The organism is Stenotrophomonas ginsengisoli (assembly GCF_001431485.1).
Lineage (GTDB): Bacteria > Pseudomonadota > Gammaproteobacteria > Xanthomonadales > Xanthomonadaceae > Stenotrophomonas > Stenotrophomonas ginsengisoli.
The window spans coordinates 40280-66241 of record NZ_LDJM01000007.1; the positions used below are offsets into that span (position 1 = coordinate 40280).

The following is a 25962-nucleotide window of genomic DNA, read 5'->3' on the forward strand; positions in this document are numbered from 1 at the left end:
TCGCTCGGGGCAGCCATGCATCGATTCTATACTTGTGCCATGCATACGTCGGCCCCGCCCACCCTTGATCCACAACAGCTGCAACAGGCTCGGCAACGCCTGCTGGCACTGGCCGCCCAGGCCGGCTTTGCCCGTTGCGGCATCAGCGTGCCGGACTTGTCGACCGATGCCGCGCATCTGGCCGACTGGCTGGGCCAGGGCCTGTACGGGACCATGGACTGGATGGCGCGCAACACGCAGCTGCGCGCCGATCCGGTTGCCCTGCTGCCGGGCACGGTGCGGGTGGTCAGTGTGGGCATGGATTACGGCCAGGACCCGCAAGCGGCCTGGGACACCCTTGGCGATGGCCAGCAGGCCTATGTCGCGCGCTACGCCCTGGGCCGCGACTATCACAAGCTGATGCGCAACCGCCTGCAAAAGCTGGCCAGCACCCTGGCCGCGGAGTTTGGCCCGCTGGGCTTTCGCGTATTCGTCGATTCGGCCCCGGTGCTCGAGCGCGCCCTGGGCCGTGATGCCGGCCTGGGCTGGATCGGCAAGCACACCTGCCTGATCGACAAACGCGGCGGCTCGTGGTTCTTCCTTGGCGAGATCTACATCGACCTGCCCCTGCCGGTGGATGCCCCGGCCAGCGCGCATTGCGGCAGCTGCACCCGCTGCATCGACATCTGCCCCACCGCCGCCATCATCGCCCCGCACCGGCTGGATGCGCGACGCTGCATTTCCTACCTGACCATCGAACATGAGGGCAGCATCGAGGAGCAGTTGCGCCCGTTGATCGGCAACCGTATCTACGGCTGCGACGACTGCCAGCTGGTCTGCCCGTGGAACAAGTTCGCCAAGCGCACCGACGAACCGGACTTCCGCGCCCGCAACCAGCTCGATACGGCCTCGTTGGCCGACCTGTTCGCCTGGGAGGAGGAGGAGTTCCTGCGCCGCACCGAGGGCAGCGCGATCCGCCGCTCCGGCCATGAACGCTGGCTGCGCAACATCGCCGTGGCCATGGGCAATACCCCCAGCCCCCTTCACCAGCAGTCCCTGCAGCGGCGTCTGGACCACCCTTCGGTGGTGGTCCGCGAGCACGTGCGCTGGGCCCTGGACCGTCATCAAGCGAGCGATTGGCCATGAGCAGCCGTGATGCCGTACTGACCCCGACCCAGCTCAACACCCTGGCCCGCAACCTGCTGGAAGACAGCTTCCCGGCCGTGTGGGTGGAAGGCGAACTGGGCAATGTCACCCGCCCCGCTTCGGGCCATCTGTACTTCACCCTCAAGGATGCCGGCGCCCAGGTACGGGCGGCGATGTTCAAGATGCGCGCCTCCACCCTGCGCTTTGCCCCGCGCGAAGGCCTGCGCGTGCTGTTGCGCGGCAAGCTCACCCTGTATGCCCCGCGCGGCGACTACCAGCTGGTGGTCGAGCACATGGAAGAAGCCGGCGAAGGCGCACTGCGCCGCGCCTTCGAGCAGCTCAAGGCCCGCCTGCAGGCCGAGGGCCTGTTCGATCCGGCGCGCAAGCGCGAACTGCCGCGGCATCCACAGCGCATCGCCCTGATCACCTCGCCCACCGGTGCAGCCGTGCGCGATGTGCTCAGTGTGCTGGGCCGCCGTTATCCGCTGCTGGAGGTGGACCTGCTGCCCAGCCTGGTCCAGGGTGACACCGCGGCTGCGCAGATCACCCGCCTGCTGCGCGCGGCCGATGCATCGGGCCGATACAGCATCATCGTGCTCACCCGCGGCGGCGGCTCGCTGGAGGACTTGTGGGCCTTCAATGACGAGGCCCTGACCCGGGCGGTAGCCGCCTGCCAGACCCCGGTGATCTCGGCCATCGGCCACGAGACCGATTTTTCCCTGACCGACTTTGCCGCCGACCTCCGTGCGCCCACCCCTTCTGCTGCCGCCGAACTGCTGGCCCCGGACCAGGCCGACCTGCGCGCCCGCCTGCGCCAGTTCGGCCGCGGCCTGTGGCAAGCCCAGCGCCGCAGCATGGAGCAGGCCAGCCAACGTACCGACCAGGCCTGGCTGCGCCTGCAGCGGCACAGCCCGCAGCAACACCTGCGCCTGCTCGGCCAACGCCAGGCCACCCTGCACAGCCGCCTGCAGGCACAGTGGCAGCACCAGCAGCACCTGCGCCAGCGTCAGCTCGATCAATTGCAGGCCCGCCTGCAGTGGCTGCATCCGGCCCGGCACCTGGACGCCTTGATCCAGCGCCAGCAGGTGCTGGGCCAACGCCTGCAGCGCGCGATCCAGGCCCGCCTGGATGAGCAGCAGCAACAACTGCTGCCCTTGCAGCTGCGCCTGGCGGGTCAACATCCCCGGCAACGGCTGGCACAGGCCAGCCAGCAACTGGCCAGCCTGGCCCGCTCACTGCACCTGGCCAGCCCGCTGGCCACGGTGGGCCGCGGCTATGCCCTGGCCACCGATGCCCAGGGCCAGCTGTTGCGATCGGTCCAGCAGGTCCAACCCGGCCAGCAGGTAAACCTGCAGCTGGCCGATGGCCGCCTGCAGGCCCAGGTCACCGAGATCGCCGCTGCCCCCACTGCCGACACCGGCAGCAACTGAAGGCCCCAGCAAAAACGGCCTGGCGGGGCATCCCCCGCCAGGCCGTCATCGATTGCCTGCTTACTGGGCGCTGGTGCAGAAACGCTGGCGGTACTCCATGGCCTTGGCCTGCAGGGCGGTCAGGTTCTGGATCCGGGTACCCGGGTTGGGATGGGTGGAGGAGAACTCCGGCGGCGCCTGGCCACCACTGGACTGGCTCATCCGCTCCCACAACGGCATCGCCTGCGCCGGGTCATAGCAGGCTGCTGCGGCCAGCATCAGCCCGACCTCGTCGGCCTGGGTCTCGTGCTCGCGCGCATACGGCAGCAGGTAGCCGTAGCCCATCGCCGCCATCACCATCTGCTGCTGTTGCGGGTCCATGCCACTGGCCGCCCCGGCCATCTGCCCGATCTGGGTCAGCTTTTGCTGGGCCATGCGCTGGGCGCCGTGACGCAGCAGGGCGTGGGCAATCTCATGGCCCATCACCACCGCCAGCGCATCCTCGCTCTGCGCCACCGGCAGCAGGCCGGTATACACGGCCATCTTGCCGCCCGGCAGGCAGAACGCATTGGCCTGGTCAGAGGCGATCACATTGACCTCCCAATCAAAATCCTGGGAGAAGTTGCTGGCCTGCAGGCCATTTTCCGCGGCCAGCGCTGCTTCCACCTCCGGCACCTTGGCAATCAGGCGCTGGGCAATGGCCCGCACCTGCTGGGCCTGCGGCGTATTGGGGTCGATCGGCCGCTCCTGGCTGAGGATTTCCTGGTAGGCCTGCAGGCCCATCGCCTTTTCCTGGCTGGCATCCAGCCCGGCATCGATGAGCACCTTCTCCCCGGTATACGGGTCCACCGTCCGGTTGGAGAAGTAATAGCAGCCACCGTAGACGGCGAAGCCAAGCAGGATGATCCAGCGGATGCCACCGCCACGCCGCCGCCCCTGCGTGGGCTGGCGGCCATTGTTGTTGCCAAAGGAGTTGTTCATTGACTGCCGGCCTCGCTGCTCTGTCCTGGGCCGATGGTACTGCCGCGCAGGGCGTTGTGGCATCAGTGCCGGCTCACAGGCCGCGCACCACCCGGAAGCCGATCCGCGCATTGGTCACATCCGACTCCTGCAGCCAGCGCCAGGCCGCACGCGACTGCAATGGGGAGTTGGCCCAGTTGGCACCGCGCACCACCCGCCGCCGGCACCCCGGGTTGTACCAGGCCACCCCATCGGCCGGTGCCCGCCGGTAGCTGGCATGCCAGCAATCGGCCACCCATTCAGACAGGTTGCCTTCCATGTCATACAGGCCAAACGGGTTGGCAGCAAAACTGCCGGCCGGTGCCGCGCCCCACCAGCCATCGGCATAACCGGCGAAGGCATTGGCCCAGCGCCGCCCGGTGGGCGATACATCGCCATCACCGGTGAAGTTGCCACTCAGTGCCGGTGGCGTGGACGCATTGCCCCACGGGTAGCGCCCCTGACGCCCGGCGCGCAGGGCATATTCGAACTCGGCCTCGCTGGGCAGGCGGTAGTAATGCCCGGTCTGTTCGGACAGCCACGCCGCATAGGCTTCGGCATCGCGCACGCTGACATGCATCACCGGCGCATCGCCCGGTGCCGGCATACCCAGGTAATCGTTGCGCCAGTCCACCCCGCTGCGGCGCAGGAAATTGCCGGTGCGCGGCTCATACACCACCGAATGACCGCGCCGGGTGGCACGCGGGCGGGCACCGGCAGATTGCACGAACTGGCCGAACTGGGCCACGGTGACCTCGGTGGCCGCCAGGGCAAAGCCACGTTCGAAACGAACCGGATGCAGTGGCTGCTCGGCCTCCACCGCGCCGGCCTCGTCCTCGGCCGCCCCCATCAGGAAATGGCCGTGCGGCACCACCACCATCTGCGGGGCGAACCCGCCATCACGCAGGCGGTCACGCAATACCTGGCCGGGAGCGAACAAGCCGTAACGGGTTGCAAGCTCGATCCGCCAGGCCAGCTGCTGCATGCGCGGGTCATCGGGAAGGGCGATATCCTGGCCGAACGCCAGCTTCTGGCTGGCTGCACGCAGCCCGGCCGCGCTCTGCAGATCCTGCAGCCCTGCCCGCAACAAACCGGCAACACGCACATCGCGCATCGCCTCGATCCGCTGGCCCGCTTCGGCCACCGTACCAACCGGATCGCGCAGGCGTGCGGCACGCTCCAGCAGACGCTGCGCAGCAGCAAAATCTGCCACTGCCGCCTGCTCTTCGGCCTGGCGCAGCAGCGCACTTTCCACCGCCGCCACCCCTTGCAGGGCCCGCACATCATCCGCGCGGATCTCCAGTACCTGTTCGAAATCGGCCAACGCACCGGCCCCATCCAGGCCGAGCTGGCCACGACGCAAAGCCGCTTCGCCGCGCCGGTTCAGGGCCACCCGCTGGCGTGCCTGTTCCAGCGCCTGCTGCATCTGGGCCAGATCAGCGGCATCGGGCTCCAGCCGGGTCAATACCTGCAGGCGCAATCCCGCCTGGGCCAGGGCCACACGCTGCCGCTCGGGCTGTTCCAGCAATGCGATGAACTGATCATGCAGGCGTTTGCGCAGCTGGGTGCGCTGGCTGAGCAGCTGCCGATCCTGCGGGCGCAACTGCTGCATGGCCAGCAACAACGGCACAGCCGACTGCCCATCCTCGTACAGCCGCCCCTGGGCCAGGGCCTGACGCAGCGCCCGACGCGCCTGCGCCCATTGGGACGGATCCACTTCGGCCTGCGGCATGACCCAGACAACGGCCGCAGGCTCGTTGTCCAGCTGTGTCTGCGGGGCAGCGATCACCGGAGCAATGGCTTCACGCTGCGGGGCGTGTACGGTGGTCTTCGGGGCACCGGCAGCGGCCGGCTCGACGCGGTCGTCGCAGCCGGCGCACAGCACGCCACCCAACAACGCCCCCAGCAACAGCCCCCGATGCCGCGTAGCGGTCCTGTGCCACACCCTCATCAACATCCACCTTCCAGCCATCGCCAGCACATAGGCTATCCTCGCACCCCCGACATTGCAGTACACATTCCCACGTGGCCACCTGGATCAACTCCCCCGAACAGCTCGATGCCTATCTGGCGCTGCGCCCCACCCGCATCGGCCTGGATACCGAATTCATCCGTGAGCGCACCTACTGGCCGCAGCTGGCCCTGGTGCAGATGGCCGTGGAGCAGCACATCCTGTTGATCGACCCACTGCAGCCGGGCATGACTGACGCCTTGCGCCCGTGGCTGGAGGACACCTCGATCACCAAGATCATGCACAGCGCCAGCGAGGACCTGGTGGCCTTCCAGCATGCCTGCGGCTGCGTCCCGCGACCGCTGTTCGACACCCAGATTGCCGCCGCCCTGAGCGGCATCGGTGCCGGCATGGGCTACCAGAAGCTGGTGGCCCACATCACCGGGGTGGAGCTGGAAAAGGGCGAGCAGCGTTCGGACTGGATGCGCCGCCCACTGAGCGATTCGCAGCTGCATTACGCCGCTGCGGACGTGGTGCACCTGTTTGCCATGCATGACCACCTGCTGGCCCGCCTGGAGCAGCAGCAACGCAGCCACTGGCAGGACGAAGATGCCGCCCGTCTGGTCGACGGCGTGGCCAACGACGACGGCGAGCTGTGGCCGCACCTGTCGCTGCGCGCGGCGCAGTTCATGGATGCGCCGGCGCAACGCGTGTTGCTGCGCCTGCTGCGCTGGCGCGACATCCAGGCACGCAAGAGCGACAAGCCGCGCAGCTGGATCCTGGACAACGAACTGGCCTGCAGCCTGGCCAAGGCCCCGCCGGCCACCCCGCAGGCACTGCAGGCCATCCTGGAGCGTAACCCCAAGGCCCCGCGCAAACTGGCCGATGCCCTGTGGCAGGCATTGTCCACCCCGGCCAGCGACGAGACCGACATGCCGCTGGCCGTGGACAACAGCGACCGCTTCCGCAACCCGCTCAAGCGCCTGCAGCAGGCCGTGGCCACGCATGCCGCGCAACTGGGCCTGCCCGATGGCGTACTGGCCTCGCGCAAGCAATTGGAAGCGTGGCTTGAACAGCGCCATCCCCCGGCCACGCTGACCGCCTGGCGGCGCACTGAACTGACCGCACTGCTCACTCCGTTGCTGCCCTGAGAAAATCTCTTCACAGTGCTTGCCAAATGTTAAAACGCTGCGTATGATTTGCCTTCTTCGCAGAACGCGAAGCTTGTTGGCCGAGTAGCTCAGTTGGTAGAGCAGGGGATTGAAAATCCCCGTGTCGGCGGTTCGATTCCGTCCTCGGCCACCATCATCAAAAGCGCCCCGCAACGGCGCTTTTTTTGTGCCCGCAGACTGGCCACCCATTGCCCGCGCCAGCTTCCGCAACCCTGACAGCACCGCCCCACACTCGCCCACGACACTTGATCCACCCCGGCAGCGGGCGTAGATTGACTGCCCATGGGGCGGTAGCTCAGCTGGGAGAGCGTCGCGTTCGCAATGCGAAGGTCGGGAGTTCGATCCTCCTCCGCTCCACCATCACCAAGCCGGTTACGGCCGGCACCAGCATCAAAACGAAATCCGTGCATTGCGTATTACGTTTCCAATGCCTTGCCGATTTCAACCCAAAAGCAGCATGCGTGAAATTTCTTCACAAAACGCTTGCACGTGCAGTGCACGCTGGGTATTATTTCCACATCGCAGCGACATGCAGCGATTGCTGGCCGAGTAGCTCAGTTGGTAGAGCAGGGGATTGAAAATCCCCGTGTCGGCGGTTCGATTCCGTCCTCGGCCACCATATCAAACCCGCCTATCGGCGGGTTTTTTATTGCCCGCAATTGCTGGTCCGATTCCAGACCTGCCGACGATTCCTGCACAATATGTGCCCGGCACAGGTCTATACCTGACTGCCAAAACCCATACGCAGTAGTATGCTTGGACGGTATCGTCAGCGAGGTGTTGTCATGCGCGCACGTGTCATTGTTTCGGCCCTGCTGGCCAGTCTGCTTGTTGCCTGCAGCAGCGGGCCGGTCAAGCGCGTCTCCCCGCCCCAGGCCAGCCTGAGCCAGCTCACGGTCAAGGCCGATGGCCAGTGGCAGCTGGACCTGCGCCTGCAGAACTTCAGCACCATGGGCATGCGCTTTGAGGCACTGCAGCTGGAACTGCGCAGCGGCGATGAGCTGATCGCCAATCTTGATGCCCGTCCGGGCCTGGTGGTCGGTGCCGAATCCGGCGACGTCTACCGGCTGGACATCCAGCCCAATGCCCACGGCCGCCTGTTGGCCGCCACCGCCCTGGCCGATGCACGCAGCCTGCCCTACCAGCTCAGCGGCAAGCTGGATGCCGGCCCGGAGGATGGCCGCAGCCGCCAGTACCCGATCACCTTCCGCAGCACCCTGCATCCGGCACCCGGCCTGCCCGGCGTGCTGCGCTGACCCCTCACCCACCCTCCCCCATCCGGGCACTGCACACAGTGCGCCCACTGCACGAGGCATGACGCCATGAGTACCTACACCGCTCCGCTCAACGACATCCGCTTCGCCCTCCATGACGTGATCAAGGTCGAACCGCTGTTTGCCAAGATGGGCTTTGACGACGCCAATGCCGAGCTGATCGACGCCGTCCTGGAAGAAGCCGCACGCTTCAGCAACACCGTGCTGTCCCCGCTCAACGCGGTCGGCGACCAGCACGGCTGCAAGCTGGACAAGACCAGCCATGAGGTGACCACGGCACCGGGCTTCAAGCAGGCCTACCAGCAGTTCGTGGAAGGCGGCTGGACCGGCCTGACCTCGGCGGTGGAGTACGGCGGCCAGGGTATGCCCGAGACCTTGGGCATGGCCACCAGCGAAATGGTGTCCGGCGGCAACCTGGCCTGGAGCCTGTTCCCGCTGCTGTCCCACGGCGCGGTCGAGGCCCTCAAGCACTACGGCCAGGACTGGCAGAAGGAAGTGTTCCTCAAGCCGCTGGTGGAAGGCACCTGGACCGGCACCATGTGCCTGACCGAGCCGCACGCCGGCACCGATCTGGGCCTGCTCAAGACCCGTGCCGAACCCAACGCCGATGGTTCCTACGCCATCACCGGCACCAAGATATTCATCACCGCCGGCGAGCACGACCTGGTCGACAACATCGTGCATCTGGTGCTGGCCAAGCTGCCTGACGCCCCGGCCGGCCCGAAGGGCATCTCGCTGTTCGTGACCCCCAAGTTCAAGGTTGGCCAGGATGGCGTGGTCGGTGAGCGCAATGCCCTGCATTGCGGTGCACTGGAGCACAAGATGGGCATCCATGGCAGCTCGACCTGCGTAATGAACTTCGATGGCGCCCAGGGCTGGCTGGTGGGCGAGCCGCACAAGGGCCTGCAGGCGATGTTCGTGATGATGAACTCCGCCCGCCTGGGCGTGGGCATCCAGGGCCTGTCGCAGTCCGAACGCGCCACCCAGGGCGCCCTGCGCTATGCCCGTGAACGCCTGCAGTCGCGTGCGCCGAAGGGGGCAATCAACCCGGACAAGCCGGCCGACCCGATCATCGCCCAGCCCGACGTGCGCCGCATGCTGCTGACCAACAAGGCACTGACCGAAGGCGGCCGCCTGCTGGCCATCCATGCCTATACCCAGCTCGATGCCGCCCAGCATGCCAAGGACCCGGCCGAACGCGAGCAGGCCAATACCCTGGTCAGCTTCCTGACCCCGATCACCAAGGCCTGCCTCACCGAGTGGAGCATCGAAGCCACCTACAACGGCATCCAGGCCTTCGGCGGCCATGGCTTCATTGCCGAGCACGGCATGGAACAGCTGGCCCGTGATGCGCGCATCCTGACCCTGTATGAAGGCACCACCGGCATCCAGGCCCTGGACCTGATCGGGCGCAAGACCGCGATGACCCAGGGCGCCGGCCTGAAGCTGTTCCTGGCCGAGGTGGAGCAGTTCATCAAGGACAACGCCGGCAACCCGCTGCTGGCCGAATTCCTGCCGGTGCTCGGCGCCAAGGCCAACGAATGGGGCAAGCTGACCATCGATGTGGTCACCCGCGCAGCCAGCAACCCGGAAGAGCTGGGTGCCGCCTCCAACGACTACCTGTTCTATTCCGGCTATGTGGTGCTGGCCTACTGGTGGGCACGCAGCGTGGCGGCCACCGCCAATTCCAGCCAGACCGACGCGTTCAAGCAGGCCAAACTGGAAACCGCACGCTTCTACTATGCCCGCATCCTGCCGCGCACCCTGAGCCATGCCGCCGGCATTGCCGCCGGCGCCGACAGCCTGATGGCCATGGACCAGGCACGTTTCGACGCCTGATCCAGGCGCAGCCCGGTAGCAGCAGCAAGGCGGCCACATGGCCGCCTTGTTGTTTTCAAGCCATGGCACCGGGGCAGTTGTCGACAGGCTGTCACCTGCACGGGTATAACCTGAGAGGCGATGGAGACAGACAGCCCCCTGCAGCGTCTGATCGACACCGCAGCCCCGGTTGCGGCAGACCTGCCGATACACACGTCGCCCCCCGCCCTCCCGGTACGCCTGCTGGCCCTGGATGCCCACGGCCGCGTGCTGGAATGGATTTCCTGGCAACAGGCCACCTGCCTGTACAGCCGCGATGCCGTGGCCTGGACCCTGGGCGACCCCTGCCTGCGTGTGCATGGCGGCACCAGCCGGCTCAGCGGCCTGCGTACCTATCTGGACCTGCATCCGATCATTGCCGCACGTGGCCATGCCCGCACCCGCGCCATCGACCCCACCCCGCACCTGAGCAATGGCGCCCTGTTTGCCCGCGACCACTTCCTGTGCCTGTACTGCGGCCAGCAGTTCGCGCGTGGCCAGTTGACCCGTGACCACGTCGTGCCGCTGTCCCATGGCGGCGCGGACAGCTGGGAAAACGTGGTCAGTGCCTGCGGCCACTGCAATGCACGCAAGGCAGCGCGCACCCCGGCGCAGGCCCGCATGCCCCTGCTCGCCGTGCCCTACAGCCCGAGCTGGGTGGAGCACATGATCCTGTCCAACCGCCACATCCTGGCCGACCAGATGGCCTTCCTGACTGCCCAGCTGCCACGTCGCCGCCGCGGTGCTCGATGAACCCGGCGACAACCACGCCGGTTCTCCGCCCAGTGTTCACCATCGTCTGCTTGCCGCCTTTGCCTGCCACGGTGACAATACCTGTTGCTTCAGAGCCTGCAGACAGATGATCGATCCGACCCGCTACCCGCGCCTTTCGCGCATTTCCACGCCCGCCGACCTGCGTCGCTTCGACGAGGACCAGCTGGTGGCCGTGGCCGAAGAGCTGCGGGCCTACCTGATCGAATCGGTGGGCAAGAGCGGCGGCCATTTCGCCGCCGGCCTGGGCGTGATCGAACTGACCGTGGCCCTGCATTACCTGTATGACACCCCGGTGGACCAGCTGGTCTGGGATGTCGGCCACCAGACTTATCCGCACAAGATCCTGACCGGGCGTCGCGACAGCATCCACACGGTCAAGCAGAAGGACGGCGTGGCGCCGTTTCCCAAGCGCGAGGAAAGCGAGTACGACACCTTCGGTGTCGGTCATTCCTCCACCTCGATCTCCGCCGCCCTGGGCATGGCCATTGCCAACCAGGCCCGTGGCGACAAGCGCCGCGCCGTGGCCGTGATCGGCGATGGCGCAATGACCGCGGGCATGGCCTTCGAGGCCCTGGCCCACGCCGGCGGCATGGATGACGAACCCAACGTGCTGGTCATCCTCAACGACAACAACATGTCCATCTCCGAGGCCGTCGGTGGACTGACCAAGATGCTTGGCCGCGCCACTGCCAGCCGCACCTTCAATGCGCTGCGCGAAGGCGGCAAGAAGATCCTCGGCGACAAGCGCCACAGCCCGCCGGCACGCTTCGTCAAGCGCTGGGAAGAACAGTGGAAGGGCATGTTCGTGCCCTCCACCGCGTTTGAACAGATGGGCTTCCATTACACCGGCCCGATCGACGGCCATGACCTGCCGCGCCTGCTGTCCACCCTGCGCAACCTGCGCGATGCCAAGGGCCCGCAGCTGCTGCACATCATGACCACCAAGGGCAAGGGCTACGAGCCGGCCGAGGGCGACCAGATCGGTTACCACGCGGTGGGTCCGTTCGACCCGTCCAAGGGCCTGCCGACCAAGGCCGCACCGAAGAAGCCGACCTATACCGATGTGTTCAGCGACTGGCTGTGCGATGCCGCCGCGGCCGAACCGCTGCTGCTGGGCATCACCCCGGCCATGCGCGAGGGCTCGGGCCTGGTGCGCTTCTCGCGCGAGTACCCGCAGCGCTACTTCGATGTGGCCATTGCCGAACAGCACGCCGTGACCCTGGCCGCCGGCATGGCGACCCAGGGCAGCAAGCCGGTGGTGGCGATCTACTCCACCTTCCTGCAGCGCGCCTATGACCAGCTGGTACATGACGTGGCCACGCAGAACCTGGACGTGCTGTTTGCCATCGACCGTGCCGGCGTGGTCGGCCCGGACGGCGCCACCCACGCCGGCAACCTGGACCTGAGCTACCTGCGCTGCGTGCCCAACATGGTGGTGATGGCGCCGGCCGACGAGGCCGAATGCCGGCAGATGCTCTCCACCGGCCTGGCCTTCAAGGGCCCGGCAGCGGTGCGCTATCCGCGTGGCAGCGGCACCGGCGTTGCCGCCGGCACGGATCTGTCGACCCTGCCCATCGGCAAGGCGCAGCTGCGCGTGAGTGGGCACAAGCTGGCCATTCTGGCCTTTGGTGCCTGCGTGCCGTTTGCTGAAACCGTTGGCCGCGAACTGGGCCTGAGCGTGGTCAACATGCGCTTCATCAAGCCCCTGGACCGGCAGATGCTGCTGGAACTGGCCAGCAGCCACGAGGGTTTCATCACCGTGGAAGACAACGTGGTGGCCGGCGGCGCCGGTTCGGCCGTGGCCGAGCTGCTCAATGCCGAAGGCGTGCTGCGTCCGATCCTGCAGCTGGGCCTGCCCGATGCCTACCAGCATCACGCCAGCCGCGAGGATCTGCTGGCCGAAGCCGGCATCGATGCGGCCGGCATCCGTGCGGCCATCCTCAAGCGCTGGCCGCAGCTGGCCGCACAGCCGCCACTCACTGCCGCAGGTTGAGCCACACACCCCTGTTGCCTGCCGCTGGCAGGCAGCAGGGCCTGCACATCCGCGCCACGGCCTGCGCGGCATGATCCGGTGATCGACAAGGACAGGCGTTGATCATGGCGACCCTGTACTGCTACTCACCAGTACGTGCACAAGCAGTCACCCTGCTGCCCGGCCGCGACAGCGACAACCCACTGGATGTACTGGCCGCCTTTGACGGCCTGCCCGAGCAGACCTTCCTGATCGATGCCGGGCAACTGGAACGGGTCCGCGAACAACTGGCCTGCACGCCGTCGGCCGACACCATCTGGGGCCTGGATCCCACCGATGCACTGCTGAGCAATCTGGGCGTGCATCCGGGTGTGCAGGCCAGCCAGCTCTGGCTGCGGGTCCGCCCGCCCTACACCATGAGCCATGCCCAGGCCCTGCATCTGTTCATGCCGGCGGATGTGGACGTGGAGACCAAGCCCGCTGACGCCAAGCCAGCCCGGCAATCAGCGCAGGCCTGAGCCGGCCAGCTGCGCGCCCAGCCAGACCGCCAGCAACCCTCCTCCCAGGCTGCTGGCCAGATACAGCAAGGCACCGGCCGGGCGCGCATCACGTGCCATCACCAGCAGCTCCACCATCAGGCTGGAAAAGGTGGTCAGCCCACCCAGAAAACCCACCACCAGCAGGGCACGCCACAGGCCTGCCTGCGGGTGGTCGTGCAGGCGCACCAGCAGATAGCCCGCGGCGAATGCACCGGCCACATTGACCAGCAAGGTCGGCCACGGCCAGCCGCCCTGCAGTTGGCGCAGCAGGCCAGCGCCCACCCACCAGCGCAGGCCGGCACCCAAGGCGCCGCCGAGCATCACCCAGAGCAGGGTCAGGCCGCTGCCGGACGCCATCAGCGCTTGCCTTTCGCGTTGTCGCCCACGCCATCACGTGCCGCCCGGGCGCGCGCCTGCTGGCGCTGTTCACGCAGGCGGTCGAGCTTTTCCTTGAGTTTGATTTCCATGCCGCGCGCCACCGGCTGGTAGTACACCTTCTCATCCAACGCATCCGGCAAGGCCGTCTGCTCCAGGGCCACCCCGCCCTCCACGTCATGGTCGTACTGGTAGCCGGCACCGTAGCCGAGCTGGGTCATCAGCTTGGTCGGCGCATTGCGCAGGTGCAGCGGCACCGGCAGGCTGCCCAGCGCGGTGACGTCGGCCCGGGCCGCCTTCAGGGCCATGTAGCTGGCATTGGACTTGGCCGTACTGGCCAGGTAGATGGCCAGGTTGGACAGGGCGATATGCGCCTCGGGCGGGCCGATGCGCTCGTAGGCGTTCCAGACGTTCAGGGCCATCTCCAGCGCCCGCGGGTCGGCCAGGCCGATATCCTCCACCGCCATGATGGTCATCCGCCGCAGCAGGTAGGACGGATCACAGCCACCGTCGAGCATGCGTGCCAGCCAGTAGATCGCCCCGTCCGGGTTGGAGCTGCGCACCGATTTGTGCAACGCCGAGATCTGGTCGTAGAACTGCTCGCCACTCTTGTCGAAACGGCGGGTGCGATCGGCCAGCACCTGCACCAGGGTGGCCTCGGTGACCACCCCGCCCTCATCGACCGCCAGTTCGGCGGCGATTTCCAGCAGGGTCAACGCGCGCCGCACGTCACCATCGGCAGCACTGGCGATCTGCAGCAGCAGCTCATCGGTGACGCTGATGGACTGCTGGCCCAGCCCGCGCTGCGGGTCCTGCAACGCCCGGCGCAAGGCAATGACCACATCCTGCGGTGACACCGCCTCCAGCACATGCACCCGGCAGCGCGACAGCAGTGCCGAGTTCAATTCGAAGGAGGGATTTTCGGTGGTGGCACCGACAAAGATGATGGTGCCGCGCTCGATATGCGGCAGGAAGGCATCCTGCTGGCTCTTGTTGAAGCGGTGCACCTCGTCCACGAACAGCACCGTGCGCCGCCCCTGGGCAAAGCGGTTGGCGGCCTCGGCCAGTACCTGGCGCACCTCCGGCAAGCCGGCCAGCACCGCCGAGATGGCGCGGAATTCGGCATCGGCATAGCGGGCCAGCAGCAGTGCCAGGGTGGTCTTGCCGCAACCCGGCGGCCCCCACAGGATCATCGAATGCACCCGCCCCGATTCCACCGCCCGGCGCAGGGCGCTGTCGGCGGCCATCAGGCGGCGTTGGCCAACCACCTCGTCCAGGCTGGCCGGGCGCATGCGTTCGGCCAGCGGACGCGCAGGTTCATGACCGGCACCGCTGAGCAGGTCAGGCTGATCGGACGGGAAGGAAGAATGCGAACGGGCCACCGGACAAGTGTACCCGGTGGCCCGCTGGTTTACGCCGTGACAGACGGTTGCTGGTTACGGCTCGCCGACCACGTCCACGCCCGCCGGCGGGGTGAAGCTGAAGGTGGAACCGGCAAAGCGCGGGTTGCGCTTCCAGTTGCTGAAGTTGATCACCGTACGCTGGCCCAGGCTGTCCAGGATTTCCATGCGGGCCAGGCCCTGGGCATTGAAGCCCAGCGAGGCGTAATCAAAGTTGGCGTCCTGCCCGGCCTTGGGGCTGAGCGCCAGCCAGTTCAGGCCATCACGCGGAGCGGCCTCTTCGCTGAGGTCGTACTGGCGCTCGAGCAGGGCCGGGTTGACCAGCGCCGCCAGCGGACTGTTGCGCTCTTCCTCGCCCTGCGCACGCACGGTGACCTGCTCCAGGTCCGGCTCGTAGGCCCAGACCCGGCGGCCATCGGCGATGATCAGCTGCGCATGCGGGCTGACATATTCCCAACGCAGCTGGCGCGGGGCCGAGACGGCCACACGACCACTGGAACGCTCCTTGACCCGGCCACGGCTGTCGGTGACCTGCTGGCTGAACTGGCCATCCAGGCCCTGCAGGCCGGTAGTGAAACGGGTCAGGTCAGCACGTCCACCGGCCTGGGCCGGCAGGGCAATCAGGGCGGCGCTGGACAATGCGACAGCAGCAACAAGAGTACGGATCGTCAGCTGCATGGGACACCTGTGATGTGGGATGGTTGCAGTGTGTGCGCAGCAACCTGAATGCGCGTATACAGATTGCCGGCTGAGATAACAGGCGTGCGGCCGCAGGTCATACGGACCCGCAGCCAACCGCCAGTACAGCAACTGACAGACCGGCCTCCGCGGTCAGTTGGACGGCGGCGGCGGTGCGATGACCTTGCGGTCGCCATTGTGTTCGGGCGCGGACACGATCCCGGCCGACTCCATCGCCTCGATCAAACGCGCGGCGCGGTTGTAGCCGATCTTGAGCCGGCGCTGCACCCCGGAAATCGAGGCCCGGCGCGACTCGGTGACGATGCGCACGGCATCGTCGTACAGCGGGTCGGACTCATCACCACCACCGCCACCGCTCTCCGGCAGGCCGGTAGCGCCGACCACGGTGCCATCGCCCATGGTCTGCACCTCGTCGAGCACGCCATCCACATACACCACCGGCCCGGACGCCTTCAGGTCCTCGACCACGCGGTGCACTTCCTCATCAGAAACAAAGGCGCCATGCACTCGCTCGGGCAAGGCGGTACCCGGCGGCAGGTAGAGCATGTCACCGTTGCCGAGCAGGGCCTCGGCGCCGCTCTGGTCCAGGATGGTGCGCGAGTCGATCTTGGAGGACACCTGGAAGCCGATGCGGGTCGGGATGTTGGCCTTGATCAGGCCGGTGATCACGTCCACCGACGGGCGCTGGGTGGCCAGGATCAGGTGCATGCCGGCCGCACGTGCCTTCTGTGCCAAGCGCGCAATCAGCTCTTCGACCTTCTTGCCGACGATCATCATCATGTCGGCAAATTCGTCGATGAAGATCACGATGTAGGGCATCGGCTCCAGCTCGCGCGGCATCTCGCCGGCTTCCGGATTGGGCTTGAACAGCGGGTCCATCAGCGGCTGCCCGGCCTCTGCGGCCTCGCGCACCTTCTTGTTGAAGCCGGCCAGGTTGCGCACGCCCACCGCGCTCATCAGCTTGTAGCGGCGCTCCATTTCGGCCACGCACCAGCGCAGGCCGTTGGCGGCCTCCTTCATGTCGGTGACCACCGGCGCCAGCAGGTGCGGAATGCCCTCGTAGACACTCAGCTCGAGCATCTTCGGGTCGATCATCAGCATGCGCAGGTCTTTCGGGCTGGCCTTGAACAGCAGGCTGAGCACCATCGCATTGACCGCCACCGACTTGCCCGAACCGGTGGTACCGGCCACCAGCAGGTGCGGCATGCGGGCCAGGTCGGCCACGGTCGGGCGGCCGCCGATGTCCTTGCCCAGGGCCAAGGTCAGCACACTGGCCGACTTGTCATATTCCTTGGAGCGCAGCAGCTCGGACAGGAAGATCATCTCGCGGCTGACGTTGGGAATCTCCAGACCCACCACCGACTTGCCCGGGATCACGTCGACCACGCGCACCGACTTCACGCTCAGGCCGCGGGCGATGTCCTTGTCCAGCGAGGAGATCTGGCTGACCTTGACCCCCGGTGCCGGCTCGATCTCGAAACGGGTGATCACCGGGCCCGGATAGGCACCGACCACCTGGGCCTCGATGCGGAAATCCTTGAGCTTGAACTCGATCTGGCGCGACAGGGTTTCCAGGGTCTGCGCGTCATACCCGGCCGGCTGCGGCTTGGGGTCATCGAGCAGCGACAGCGACGGCAACTCGCCACTGGCCTCGGTGCGCACGCCGGAGAACATCGGGATCTGGGTCTCGCGCTTGGCCCGCTCGCTCTTTTCCACCACCGGCGCGGCCGGCGGCTCGATGCGTACCGGCTCGCGCTTGGCCCGCACCTCGGCATCGACCTTGCGCACCACCTCGCGCTCCTCGCGTGCGGCACGGGCCTGCTTGATCTCCACCGCCTGCTTCTGGCCGCGCTCCAGCATCGGCCCCAGGGCCAGCACCCACTTGCCGATGCGCTCCATCAGTGCCAGCCAGCTCAAGCCGGTGGCCAGGGTGATCGAGGCCAGCAGCAGCATGATCACGAACAGGTTGCTGCCCAGCGGGCCGAAGGCGGCGCTGAGCGAATTGCTGACCAGGCGGCCGAGGATGCCACCGGCCTGGGCCACATCGCCATTGAACAGGCGCAGGTGCAGAAAGCCGGCACCAGCCACGATGAAACCGACCAGGCCAATCAGGCGCAGGGCCGGCTCCAGCTCGCCCTCTTCGCGTGGCTGGCTGCGACGGGCGCCGAACAGCGCATACCACGCCGCCACGCCGAGGATCAGCGGCAACAGGAAGGCCAGGTAGCCAAGCAGCTGCATCAGCACGTCAGCCGTCCACGCACCGAACAGCCCACCCACATTGTGCAGCGGGCCGACCACGGCGCCGGTGCGCGACCAGCCCGGGTCTTCGGCCGAATAGGTGAACAGACAGGCCACCAGGTACAGCAGGGCCGGGGCGATGGCAATCAGGCTCAGGTCGCGCCAGAACCGCTGCAGGCCTGCCGCCAGCGCCGGCCCACTGGACCGGGGCGCCGCGCCTGCCTTGCCTGCCGTCTTGCCGTTGTCACTGATCCGCTTGGCCACTTGCGCCCGATCCTTGAGAAAAGTCACGTTACTTGTTGATGGTAAACGATGGCGCGCACCGGCGCTGTGCCGGCACGGGTAACCGGGCCCAGTCCGCGGGCGCATGGCCGGATCACGCTGTTGCACACGCCCGGCTTGATCGCAGGCCGCTCTCACGCCACGCTATGGTCTGTTGGCGCCTGTGCGCCTGTTCAACGATTCTGCGAGCCTTTATGAGCACTCCGAAGCATATCCGCCTGTTGATCCTGGGTTCCGGCCCCGCCGGCTGGACCGCCGCTGTCTATGCCGCCCGCGCCAACCTCAAGCCGGTGGTGATCACCGGCCTGCAGCAGGGCGGCCAGCTGATGACCACCACCGAAGTGGACAACTGGCCCGGCGATGCGCACGGCCTGATGGGCCCGGACCTGATGGCACGCATGCAGGCCCATGCCGAACGCTTCGACACCGAAGTGATCTTCGACCAGATCCACAGCGCCGACCTGTCCAAGCGTCCGTTCACCCTGACCGGCGACAACGGCACCTATACCTGCGATGCGCTGATCCTGGCCACCGGCGCCACCGCCAAGTACCTGGGCATCCCCTCCGAAGAAGCCTTCAAGGGCCGCGGCGTGTCGGCCTGCGCCACCTGTGACGGTTTCTTCTACCGCGACCAGGACGTGATCGTGGTCGGCGGCGGCAACACCGCCGTGGAAGAGGCCCTGTACCTGTCCAACATCGCGCGCAAGGTCTACCTGGTCCACCGCCGCGACACCCTGCGTGCGGAAAAGATCATGCAGGACAAACTGTTTGCCAAGGTTGCCGCCGGCAAGATCGAAACCGTATGGCACCACGAGGTCGACGAAGTGCTGGGCAACGAGATGGGCGTGACCGGCGTGCGCGTCAAGTCCACCCTGGACGGCAGCACCCGTGACATCGATGCCCATGGCTTCTTCGTGGCCATCGGCCACCAGCCCAACACCGGCCTGTTCACCGGCCAGCTGGAGATGGACAACGGCTACCTGAAGATCGCCTCGGGCATCAGCGGCAATGCCACCGCCACCTCGGTGGAAGGTGTGTTCGCCGCCGGCGATGTCACCGACCAGCACTACCGCCAGGCCATCACCTCGGCCGGCTTCGGCTGCATGGCCGCACTGGATGCCGAGCGCTGGCTCGACGCCCAGGCCACCAAGTAAGGCCCCTAGGCCGGGGCGCCTGACAGTACCCCGGCCCTTGTGCGATGAGCATCCGCGTCCCCTGGCAACTGGACAGCGACCCGGCCGCACCTTTTCCGCCGGCTGACACCGCCCTGCGCGAACCCGATGGCCTGCTGGCCATCGGCGGCGACCTGCAGCCCGAACGCCTGCTGCGCGCCTATGCCGGCGGCATCTTCCCGTGGTCATCGCCGGGCGAACCGCTGCTGTGGTGGTCACCGGACCCACGCACCGTGTTCGATACCGCGGCTTTTTGCCTCTCGCGCAGCAACCGGCGTCAACTGCGCCGCCACGCCTGGCACCTGCAGGTGGACAGCGCCTTTGATGCGGTCATCGGCCAGTGCGCGCATATCGCCCGCCCGGGCCAGCGCGGCACCTGGATCGATGCCGACATGCTCGCCGCCTACCGCCAGCTGCACCGCCTGGGCCACGCCCACAGCTTCCAGGTCCATGGCGCAGATGGCCAGCTGGTCGGCGGCCTGTATGGCGTGTCCGTGGGCCGGATGTTCTTTGCCGAAAGCATGTTCAGCGCGCTGCCCGGCGCCTCCAAACTGGCCCTGGCTGGCGCCTGCCATTGGCTGGCGCGCTGGCAGATGCCGCTGCTGGACGCCCAGGTGCACAACCCGCACCTGGCCCTGCTAGGTGCCGGCAGCCTGCCACGGCGCGATTTCCTGCACGCGATCACCGGGCTGTGCGGGCAGCCGGGCATGGTCGGCAACTGGCAGCAGCGCGCCGGCATCATCGATGCTGCCAGCCTGTTGAACTGAACAAAAAAACAGCAGACTTTGCACCACCGGCGCGGAGCGGGTAAAATCCTCGGCTTACCCGGCCCGTTGGCCGCACAGAACGACACAGGATTACATGTCGAAAGACGACTCCATTGAGTTCGAAGGTACCGTCAGCGAGACCCTGCCGAACACCACCTTCCGCGTCCGCCTTGAAAATGGCCATGAGATCATTGCCCATATTTCCGGCCGCATGCGCAAGAACTACATCCGCATCCTGACCGGCGACCGGGTCAAGGTTGAAATGACCCCGTACGACCTGACCAAGGGACGCATCACCTACCGCATGAAGTAAGCGGTTGGTTGATCCAACAAAAAAGCCAGCTCGCGCTGGCTTTTTTGCGTGCGTGGAATATCCCCCCGCTCCTGCCGGCCAGGCCCTGCACCGCCGGCGCGATGCCCTGCCGGCAAGGCAGAGCATCGCTTGGGTGCGCCTCGTCAGGCCGGCAGTGCCTTGCTGTAAGCCGCCGATGCCGGCGACAGCACATCCACCACCAGCTCGCCGTTGCGCACATCCACCTGGGCCCGGCCACCGTCCACCAGCGCGCCGAACAGCAGTTCGTCGGCCAGCTTGCGCTTGATCCGGTCCTGGATGACCCGGGTCATCGGCCGCGCGCCCATTTCCGGGTCGAAGCCGTGCTCGGCCAGCCAGGTCCGCGCCTGGCCGGTGACCGACAGCGCCACATGCTTGTCCAGCAGCAGCGCTTCCAGCTCGATCAGGAACTTGTCCACCACGCGCAGCACGTGGTCCTCGCCCAGGCCCTGGAACTGCACGATGGCATCCAGGCGGTTGCGGAACTCCGGGCTGAAGCTCTTGCGGATCACTTCCATCGCATCGGTGGTGTGGTTCTGGCGGGTGAAGCCGATCGAGCGCCGTGTCGCCTGGCTGGCGCCGGCATTGGTGGTCATCACCAGCACCACGTTGCGGAAGTTGGCCTCGCGCCCGTTGGTATCGGTGAGCACGCCGCGGTCCATCACCTGCAGCAGCAGGTTGAAGATGTCCGGGTGGGCCTTTTCGATCTCGTCCAGCAGCAGTACGCAATGCGGGGTTTTGACGATCTTCTCGGTCAGCAGGCCGCCCTGGTCGAAGCCGACATAGCCCGGAGGCGCGCCGATCAGGCGGCTGACCGAATGCGGCTCCATGTATTCGCTCATGTCAAAGCGCACCAGCTCGATGCCCAGCTGCATGGCCAGCTGGCGGGTGACCTCGGTCTTGCCCACGCCGGTGGGGCCGGCAAACAGGAAGCTGCCGATCGGCTTGTCCGCGCCACCCAGGCCGGAACGGGCCATCTTGATCGCCGAGGCCAGCGTCTCGATCGCCGGGTCCTGGCCGAAGATCACCATTTTCAGGTTGCGCTCCAGGTGGCGCAGGGTGTCCTTGTCGCTGACCGTGACCTGCTTGGCCGGGATGCGCGCGATCTTGGCCACGATCGACTCGATCTCGGCCACGTCGATCCGGGTCTTGCGCTCGTCCACCGGCAGCAGGCGCTGGCGTGCACCGGCCTCGTCGATCACATCGATCGCCTTGTCCGGCAACAGGCGGTCACCAATGTGCTTGACCGAAAGGTCCACCGCCGCCTTGATCGCTTCCTCGTCATAGGTCACGCCGTGATGCTGCTCGTACTTGGGCTTGAGCCCGAGCAGGATCTGCACCGCCTCGCCCACACTGGGCTCGACGATGTCGATCTTCTGGAAGCGACGGGCCAGGGCACGGTCCTTTTCGAAGATGCCGCGGTATTCCTGGAAGGTGGTCGAGCCAATGCAGCGCAACTCCCCGGATGACAACGCAGGCTTGATCAGGTTGGACGCATCCATGGTGCCGCCGGAGGCTGAACCGGCACCGATGATGGTGTGGATCTCGTCAATGAACAGGATCGCCTGCGGGTGCTTGCGCATCGCCGCCAGCACGCTCTTCAAGCGCTTTTCGAAATCACCGCGGTACTTGGTCCCGGCCACCAGGGCGCCCAGGTCCAGGGAATAGATCACCGCATCGGCCAGCACCTCGGGCACTTCGCCATCGACGATGCGCTTGGCCAGGCCTTCGGCGATGGCGGTCTTGCCGACACCGGCCTCGCCCACGTACAGCGGATTGTTCTTGCGCCGGCGGCACAGGACCTGGATGGTGCGCTCGACCTCCTCCACCCGCCCGACCAGCGGGTCGATGCGGCCGGCACGGGCCAGCTCGTTGAGGTTGTCGGTGAACTCGCCCAGCACGTCGCTGCGCGATTCGGCATCGCCGTCACTGCGGGCATCGGCATCGGCCGCCGGAGGCACCTCGCCCTCCTCGCTGCTGCGTGCCACGCCGTGGGAAATGTAATTGACCACGTCCAGGCGATGGATGTCCTGCTGGGACAGGAAATACACCGCGTGGGAGTCCTTCTCGCCGAAGATGGCCACCAGCACATTGGCCCCGGTGACTTCCTTGCGACCGGAAGACTGCACGTGATAGACGGCACGCTGCAGCACGCGCTGGAAACCCAGGGTGGGCTGGGTGTCGCGGCCATCGTCCTCGGGCAGGGTCTGCACCGCGGACTGGATCGCCCCTTCCAGGTCGGCGGCCAGGCGCAGTTCGTCCACGCCACAGGCCTTGAGCACCGCCTGGGCGGAGGGGTTGTCGAGCAGGGAGAGCAACAGGTGCTCGACGGTCATGAACTCATGGCGGGCCTCGCGGGCACGCTTGTAGCACTGGCCAATGGTCTGTTCGAGATCTTTGCTGAACATGGGCGACTCCGACGGCTGAGTTGACACTATGGGGGTGCCGGTGGCGGTTTTCACCACCCTATCGGATCAGCGTGTACATGCGGCGTTAGGGCAATGACGCGCTGGCAGGTCAGACGGCCTGCATCGTGCACAGCAGGGGATGCTGGTTGAGGCGGGCGAAATCGTTGACCTGGGCCACCTTGGTCTCGGCCACCTCGCGGCTGTACTCGCCGCACACGCCCTTGCCACGGGTATGCACGTGCAGCATGACCTGGGTGGCCTGTTCGATATCCATGGAGAAGTGGTGCTGCAGCACCTCGATGACGAAGTCCATCGGGGTGTAGTCATCATTGAGCAGCAGCACCTGCCAGCGTCCGGGGGGCTGCAGCTGCGGCCGGCCCGGGGCAACGGCCAGGTCGTTTTCGTGCTCGTGTTCAAATTGCGCGGTCATGCGTCCAATTATAGCCGGGCCGGTACGCTGGCAATGGACGCTCCGCGCCGGGGGCGGCAAAATGCCCGGTGCAAACCACTACCGGGGCAAACCTGATGAAGATGCTTACCTGGCTTGGCGTGGCCCTGTTGGCCTGTGCCCCTGGCACCGCCCTGGCCCAGAAGGGACCGGCTTCGGATGCGGCCATCGGCCGCCAGCTGGACACGCTGGACTACAACTACGAAATCGATGCCGACGGCGACTACCAGATGGTCTTTGACCTGGACGACGAACGTACCCAGCTGGTCTACGTGCGTTCGGCCATCGAGAACTACGGCAGCCTGAGCGTGCGCGAGATCTGGTCGCCGGGCTTCCGCATCAAGCAAGGCGAGTTTCCGGCAGTGATCGCCAACCGCCTGCTGCTGGACTCCAACAGCGCCAAGATCGGCAGCTGGGTGCGCCAGGGCGACATGGCCATGTACGTGGTCAAGATCGACGCCAATGCCAGTGCCGACCAGCTTTCCGATGCCATCGACGCGGCGATCAAGACCGCCGACAAGCTGGAACAGGAGCTGACCCTGGGCGCAGACGAGTTCTGACATGCCCATTGCAGATGGCCGCTGGGCACCCCATGTCACGGTGGCCACCATTGTCAGCAACGGCAACCAGGTGTTGCTGGTGAGCGAGAACATCGCCGGGCGGACGGTCCTGAACCAGCCCGCCGGCCACCTGGAACCGGGTGAGTCGCTGCAGCAGGCTGCCCTGCGCGAGACCCTGGAAGAAACCGGTTGGGAGGTCGAACTGACCGGCCTGGTCGGGATCTACCAATGGACCGCGCCGGACGGCAGTGCCTTCCAGCGCTTCACCTTTGCCGCGCGGCCGCTGCAACAACGCCATGACGGCCCGCTGGATGCGGCCATCGAGCAGGCCTTGTGGCTGGCACCGGAGCTACTGGCCGGCCATTCCGGCCTGCGTAGCCCGCTGGTGGCCCACTGTGTTGCACAGTGGCAGGCCGGCGCGCTTTACCCCTTGTCTGTACTGGAAGTTGTGTCATGACCACCCCCCGCATTGTCGTCGGCGTCTCCGGCGGCGTGGACTCCTCTGTCGCCGCCTTGCGTCTGGTCCAGGCCGGTGAGCCGGTGGCCGGCCTGTTCATGCAGAACTGGGCCGATGATGGCAGCGGCCATTGCCGCGCCGAGGAAGACCGCCGCGATGCCGTGGCGGTGTGCGGCAAGCTCGGCATTCCCTTCCACTTCCGCGACTTCTCCGCCGAATACTGGGCCGGGGTGTTCGAGCACTTCCTGGCCGAATACGCCGCCGGGCGCACCCCCAACCCGGATGTGCTGTGCAACCGCGAGGTCAAGTTCAAGCACTTCCTGGATGCGGCCCAGGCCCTGGGCGCCGAGCGCATCGCCACCGGCCACTACGCCCGGGTGGACCAGCACCAGGGCAGTTGGCGACTGCTGCGTGGCGCGGACCGCGGCAAGGACCAGAGCTATTTCCTGCACCAGCTTGGCCAGGCCCAGCTGGCCCGCACCCTGTTCCCGATCGGCGAGCTGGAAAAGCCCGCCCTGCGCGCCCTGGCCGCCGAAGCCGGGCTGGGCACGGCGACCAAGAAGGATTCCACCGGCATCTGCTTCATCGGCGAACGCGACTTCCGCCAGTTCCTGTCGCAGTACCTGCCCGCTCGCCAGGGCAAGATCCGCGACGCCGACGGCGTGGTCATCGCCGAGCATCCGGGCGTGTTCTACTTCACCATCGGCCAGCGCGAAGGCCTGAACATCGGTGGCGTACGCGGCCGTGCCCAGGCCCCGTGGTTTGTGGTCGGCAAGGATGTGGCCAGCAATACCCTGTACGTGGAGCAGGACAGCAACAGCCCGTGGATGCTCTCGCGACGCCTGCGCAGCGAGACCATGCACTGGATCAGCGGCAATGCCCCGGCCCGGGTGTTCACCTGCACCGCACAGACACGCTACCGCCAGCCCGACGAGGCCTGCCAGGTCAGCGTGCGCGATGATGGCAGCCTGGATGTATTGTTCGACCGCCCGCAACGCGCCGTTACTCCCGGCCAGTCGCTGGTGCTCTACGACGGCCCGGTGTGCCTGGGTGGTGCGGTGATTGCCGCCACCGATGCCCCGATGGAACGCCGCCTGGCCGGCACCACCCTAGACGAGATCTGACACCATGAGCTTGACCATCGACGACCGCATCCTCGCCCTTGCCGGCATGGCCCAGGCATTGCAGCAGGTACGCCGCATCGCCGATACCGGCCAGTCCGACAGCCGCGTGGTGGCCACCGCCATCAACAGCGTGCTGCGCATCGATGCGCCCAGCGTGGAGGCGGTCTACGGCGAACGCCAGGCAGTGGCCCCGGGCCTGCGCCTGCTGCACAACCAGTTCAGCGGGCAGAACCAGGACAAGGCCCTGGGCAAGCTGGCCCTGGCCGTATTGCAGGTGGAGCGCCGCTTTGCCGCCACCCCGGCCTGCATGCAGGCCGTCGCCAAGGGCATCGCCCCGATTGCCCAGCAGGCCGAGCGTCTGGGCGATGCCGCCCATCCGGATGTGATGGCCGCTGTCGGCGCCCTGTATGCCGACACCCTGAGCCAGCTGCGGCCGCGGGTGATGGTGCAAGGCAACCCGCACTACCTGGCCCAGGCCGGCGTGGTGGCCGAGATCCGCGCCCTGCTGCTGGCGGCCGTTCGCTCGGCCATGCTGTGGCGTCAGGCCGGCGGCAATTACTGGGATTTCCTGTTCTTCCGCGCCCGCATGATCGCCGCGGTGGAGCGCGCCCTGCGCTGATTTTCCAGCC

General features: G+C 66.8%; 23 protein-coding genes and 3 tRNA genes. 18 read left to right on the forward strand and 8 right to left on the reverse strand.

Going from position 1 to position 25962, the window contains the following annotated elements; genetic code table 11:
- Positions 1 to 39 precede the first annotated feature (39 nt).
- Both queG and xseA read left to right on the forward strand, forming a co-directional pair.
- Positions 40 to 1125, forward strand: a complete 1086-nt coding sequence (gene queG / locus ABB30_RS02235; RefSeq protein WP_057636681.1) for a tRNA epoxyqueuosine(34) reductase QueG — start codon at positions 40 to 42, stop codon at positions 1123 to 1125.
- Complete coding sequence (gene xseA, locus ABB30_RS02240; RefSeq protein ID WP_057636682.1) at positions 1122 to 2555, forward strand: exodeoxyribonuclease VII large subunit; 1434 nt, start codon at positions 1122 to 1124, stop codon at positions 2553 to 2555. The genes queG and xseA overlap by 4 nt, the downstream gene beginning before the upstream one ends.
- 60 nt (positions 2556 to 2615) lie before the next feature.
- Here xseA and ABB30_RS02245 read toward each other — a convergent pair whose 3' ends face one another.
- The gene (locus tag ABB30_RS02245; RefSeq protein ID WP_057636683.1) at positions 2616 to 3515 is read right to left on the reverse strand and encodes a M48 family metallopeptidase; all 900 of its coding nucleotides are present in this window, start codon (positions 3513 to 3515) and stop codon (positions 2616 to 2618) included.
- Positions 3516 to 3588: 73 nt separating this feature from the next.
- On the reverse strand, positions 3589 to 5484 hold the full coding sequence (locus ABB30_RS02250) for a formylglycine-generating enzyme family protein (protein ID WP_152980506.1): 1896 nt from the start codon (positions 5482 to 5484) through the stop codon (positions 3589 to 3591).
- Between the two features lie 74 nt (positions 5485 to 5558).
- Between ABB30_RS02250 and rnd the strand changes: the two genes are divergently transcribed.
- The 9 genes from rnd to ABB30_RS02295 all read left to right on the forward strand — a co-directional run bounded on the left by rnd (position 5559) and on the right by ABB30_RS02295 (position 13051).
- Positions 5559 to 6635, forward strand: a complete 1077-nt coding sequence (gene rnd, locus ABB30_RS02255) for a ribonuclease D (RefSeq protein ID WP_057636685.1) — start codon at positions 5559 to 5561, stop codon at positions 6633 to 6635.
- A gap of 78 nt (positions 6636 to 6713) precedes the next feature.
- Positions 6714 to 6789: transfer RNA gene (locus ABB30_RS02260), tRNA-Phe, on the forward strand.
- Between the two features lie 151 nt (positions 6790 to 6940).
- Positions 6941 to 7016, forward strand: a tRNA-Ala gene (locus ABB30_RS02265).
- 183 nt (positions 7017 to 7199) lie between these two features.
- Positions 7200 to 7275 (forward strand) — tRNA-Phe (locus ABB30_RS02270).
- A gap of 166 nt (positions 7276 to 7441) precedes the next feature.
- Positions 7442 to 7912 carry an LEA/WHy family protein gene (locus ABB30_RS02275; protein WP_057636686.1) on the forward strand — a complete coding sequence of 157 codons (471 nt, stop codon included), beginning with the start codon at positions 7442 to 7444 and terminating at the stop codon, positions 7910 to 7912.
- Between the two features lie 66 nt (positions 7913 to 7978).
- Positions 7979 to 9769, forward strand: coding sequence for an acyl-CoA dehydrogenase C-terminal domain-containing protein (locus tag ABB30_RS16445; RefSeq protein WP_057636687.1), 1791 nt, complete (start codon positions 7979 to 7981; stop codon positions 9767 to 9769).
- A 120-nt stretch (positions 9770 to 9889) separates the two neighbouring features.
- Positions 9890 to 10540 (forward strand): HNH endonuclease, encoded by a 651-nt coding sequence (locus ABB30_RS02285; protein ID WP_057636688.1) that lies wholly within the window; start codon positions 9890 to 9892, stop codon positions 10538 to 10540.
- Between the two features lie 106 nt (positions 10541 to 10646).
- Positions 10647 to 12554 carry a 1-deoxy-D-xylulose-5-phosphate synthase gene (dxs, locus tag ABB30_RS02290; RefSeq protein ID WP_057636689.1) on the forward strand — a complete coding sequence of 636 codons (1908 nt, stop codon included), beginning with the start codon at positions 10647 to 10649 and terminating at the stop codon, positions 12552 to 12554.
- 104 nt (positions 12555 to 12658) lie between these two features.
- The gene (locus ABB30_RS02295) at positions 12659 to 13051 is read left to right on the forward strand and encodes a hypothetical protein (protein ID WP_152980508.1); all 393 of its coding nucleotides are present in this window, start codon (positions 12659 to 12661) and stop codon (positions 13049 to 13051) included.
- On the opposite strand, the gene crcB is transcribed toward ABB30_RS02295, so the two are convergent.
- The 4 genes from crcB to ABB30_RS02315 form a co-directional block, all read right to left on the reverse strand.
- Positions 13037 to 13429: a fluoride efflux transporter CrcB gene (gene crcB / locus ABB30_RS02300; RefSeq protein WP_057636691.1), complete on the reverse strand. Its 393-nt coding sequence runs from the start codon at positions 13427 to 13429 to the stop codon at positions 13037 to 13039. The two genes, ABB30_RS02295 and crcB, sit on opposite strands and share 15 nt — an antisense overlap.
- Positions 13429 to 14829, reverse strand: a complete 1401-nt coding sequence (locus ABB30_RS02305) for a replication-associated recombination protein A (RefSeq protein WP_057636692.1) — start codon at positions 14827 to 14829, stop codon at positions 13429 to 13431. The genes crcB and ABB30_RS02305 overlap by 1 nt, the downstream gene beginning before the upstream one ends.
- A 54-nt stretch (positions 14830 to 14883) precedes the next feature.
- The gene (lolA, locus tag ABB30_RS02310) at positions 14884 to 15525 is read right to left on the reverse strand and encodes an outer membrane lipoprotein periplasmic chaperone LolA (protein ID WP_057636693.1); all 642 of its coding nucleotides are present in this window, start codon (positions 15523 to 15525) and stop codon (positions 14884 to 14886) included.
- Positions 15526 to 15678: 153 nt separating this feature from the next.
- Positions 15679 to 17973, reverse strand: coding sequence for a DNA translocase FtsK (locus ABB30_RS02315; RefSeq protein ID WP_245626401.1), 2295 nt, complete (start codon positions 17971 to 17973; stop codon positions 15679 to 15681).
- 287 nt (positions 17974 to 18260) lie between these two features.
- Between ABB30_RS02315 and trxB the strand changes: the two genes are divergently transcribed.
- The 3 genes from trxB to infA all read left to right on the forward strand — a co-directional run bounded on the left by trxB (position 18261) and on the right by infA (position 20318).
- The gene (trxB, locus tag ABB30_RS02320; RefSeq protein WP_057636695.1) at positions 18261 to 19220 is read left to right on the forward strand and encodes a thioredoxin-disulfide reductase; all 960 of its coding nucleotides are present in this window, start codon (positions 18261 to 18263) and stop codon (positions 19218 to 19220) included.
- 44 nt (positions 19221 to 19264) lie between these two features.
- Positions 19265 to 20005, forward strand: a complete 741-nt coding sequence (gene aat / locus ABB30_RS02325; RefSeq protein WP_057636696.1) for a leucyl/phenylalanyl-tRNA--protein transferase — start codon at positions 19265 to 19267, stop codon at positions 20003 to 20005.
- A 94-nt stretch (positions 20006 to 20099) separates the two neighbouring features.
- Positions 20100 to 20318, forward strand: a complete 219-nt coding sequence (infA, locus tag ABB30_RS02330; RefSeq protein ID WP_005409596.1) for a translation initiation factor IF-1 — start codon at positions 20100 to 20102, stop codon at positions 20316 to 20318.
- A gap of 143 nt (positions 20319 to 20461) precedes the next feature.
- Here infA and clpA read toward each other — a convergent pair whose 3' ends face one another.
- Positions 20462 to 22744 (reverse strand): ATP-dependent Clp protease ATP-binding subunit ClpA, encoded by a 2283-nt coding sequence (gene clpA, locus ABB30_RS02335; protein WP_057636697.1) that lies wholly within the window; start codon positions 22742 to 22744, stop codon positions 20462 to 20464.
- 109 nt (positions 22745 to 22853) lie between these two features.
- Positions 22854 to 23174, reverse strand: coding sequence for an ATP-dependent Clp protease adapter ClpS (gene clpS / locus ABB30_RS02340; protein WP_057636698.1), 321 nt, complete (start codon positions 23172 to 23174; stop codon positions 22854 to 22856).
- A gap of 95 nt (positions 23175 to 23269) precedes the next feature.
- Here clpS and ABB30_RS02345 point away from each other — a divergent pair, with 95 nt between their 5' ends.
- Genes ABB30_RS02345 through hflD form a run of 4 tightly spaced genes read left to right on the forward strand, consistent with a single transcriptional unit; the run spans position 23270 to position 25952 of the window.
- A complete protein-coding gene (locus ABB30_RS02345; protein WP_057636699.1) occupies positions 23270 to 23752 on the forward strand; it encodes a hypothetical protein in 483 nt (160 codons plus the stop codon).
- A 1-nt stretch (position 23753) separates the two neighbouring features.
- On the forward strand, positions 23754 to 24209 hold the full coding sequence (locus ABB30_RS02350; RefSeq protein ID WP_057636700.1) for an NUDIX hydrolase: 456 nt from the start codon (positions 23754 to 23756) through the stop codon (positions 24207 to 24209).
- Positions 24206 to 25333 (forward strand): tRNA 2-thiouridine(34) synthase MnmA, encoded by a 1128-nt coding sequence (mnmA, locus tag ABB30_RS02355; RefSeq protein ID WP_057636701.1) that lies wholly within the window; start codon positions 24206 to 24208, stop codon positions 25331 to 25333. Before ABB30_RS02350 ends, mnmA begins: the two co-directional genes overlap by 4 nt.
- A 4-nt stretch (positions 25334 to 25337) precedes the next feature.
- Positions 25338 to 25952, forward strand: coding sequence for a high frequency lysogenization protein HflD (hflD, locus tag ABB30_RS02360; RefSeq protein WP_057636702.1), 615 nt, complete (start codon positions 25338 to 25340; stop codon positions 25950 to 25952).
- The last annotated feature ends 10 nt before the right edge of the window (positions 25953 to 25962 follow it).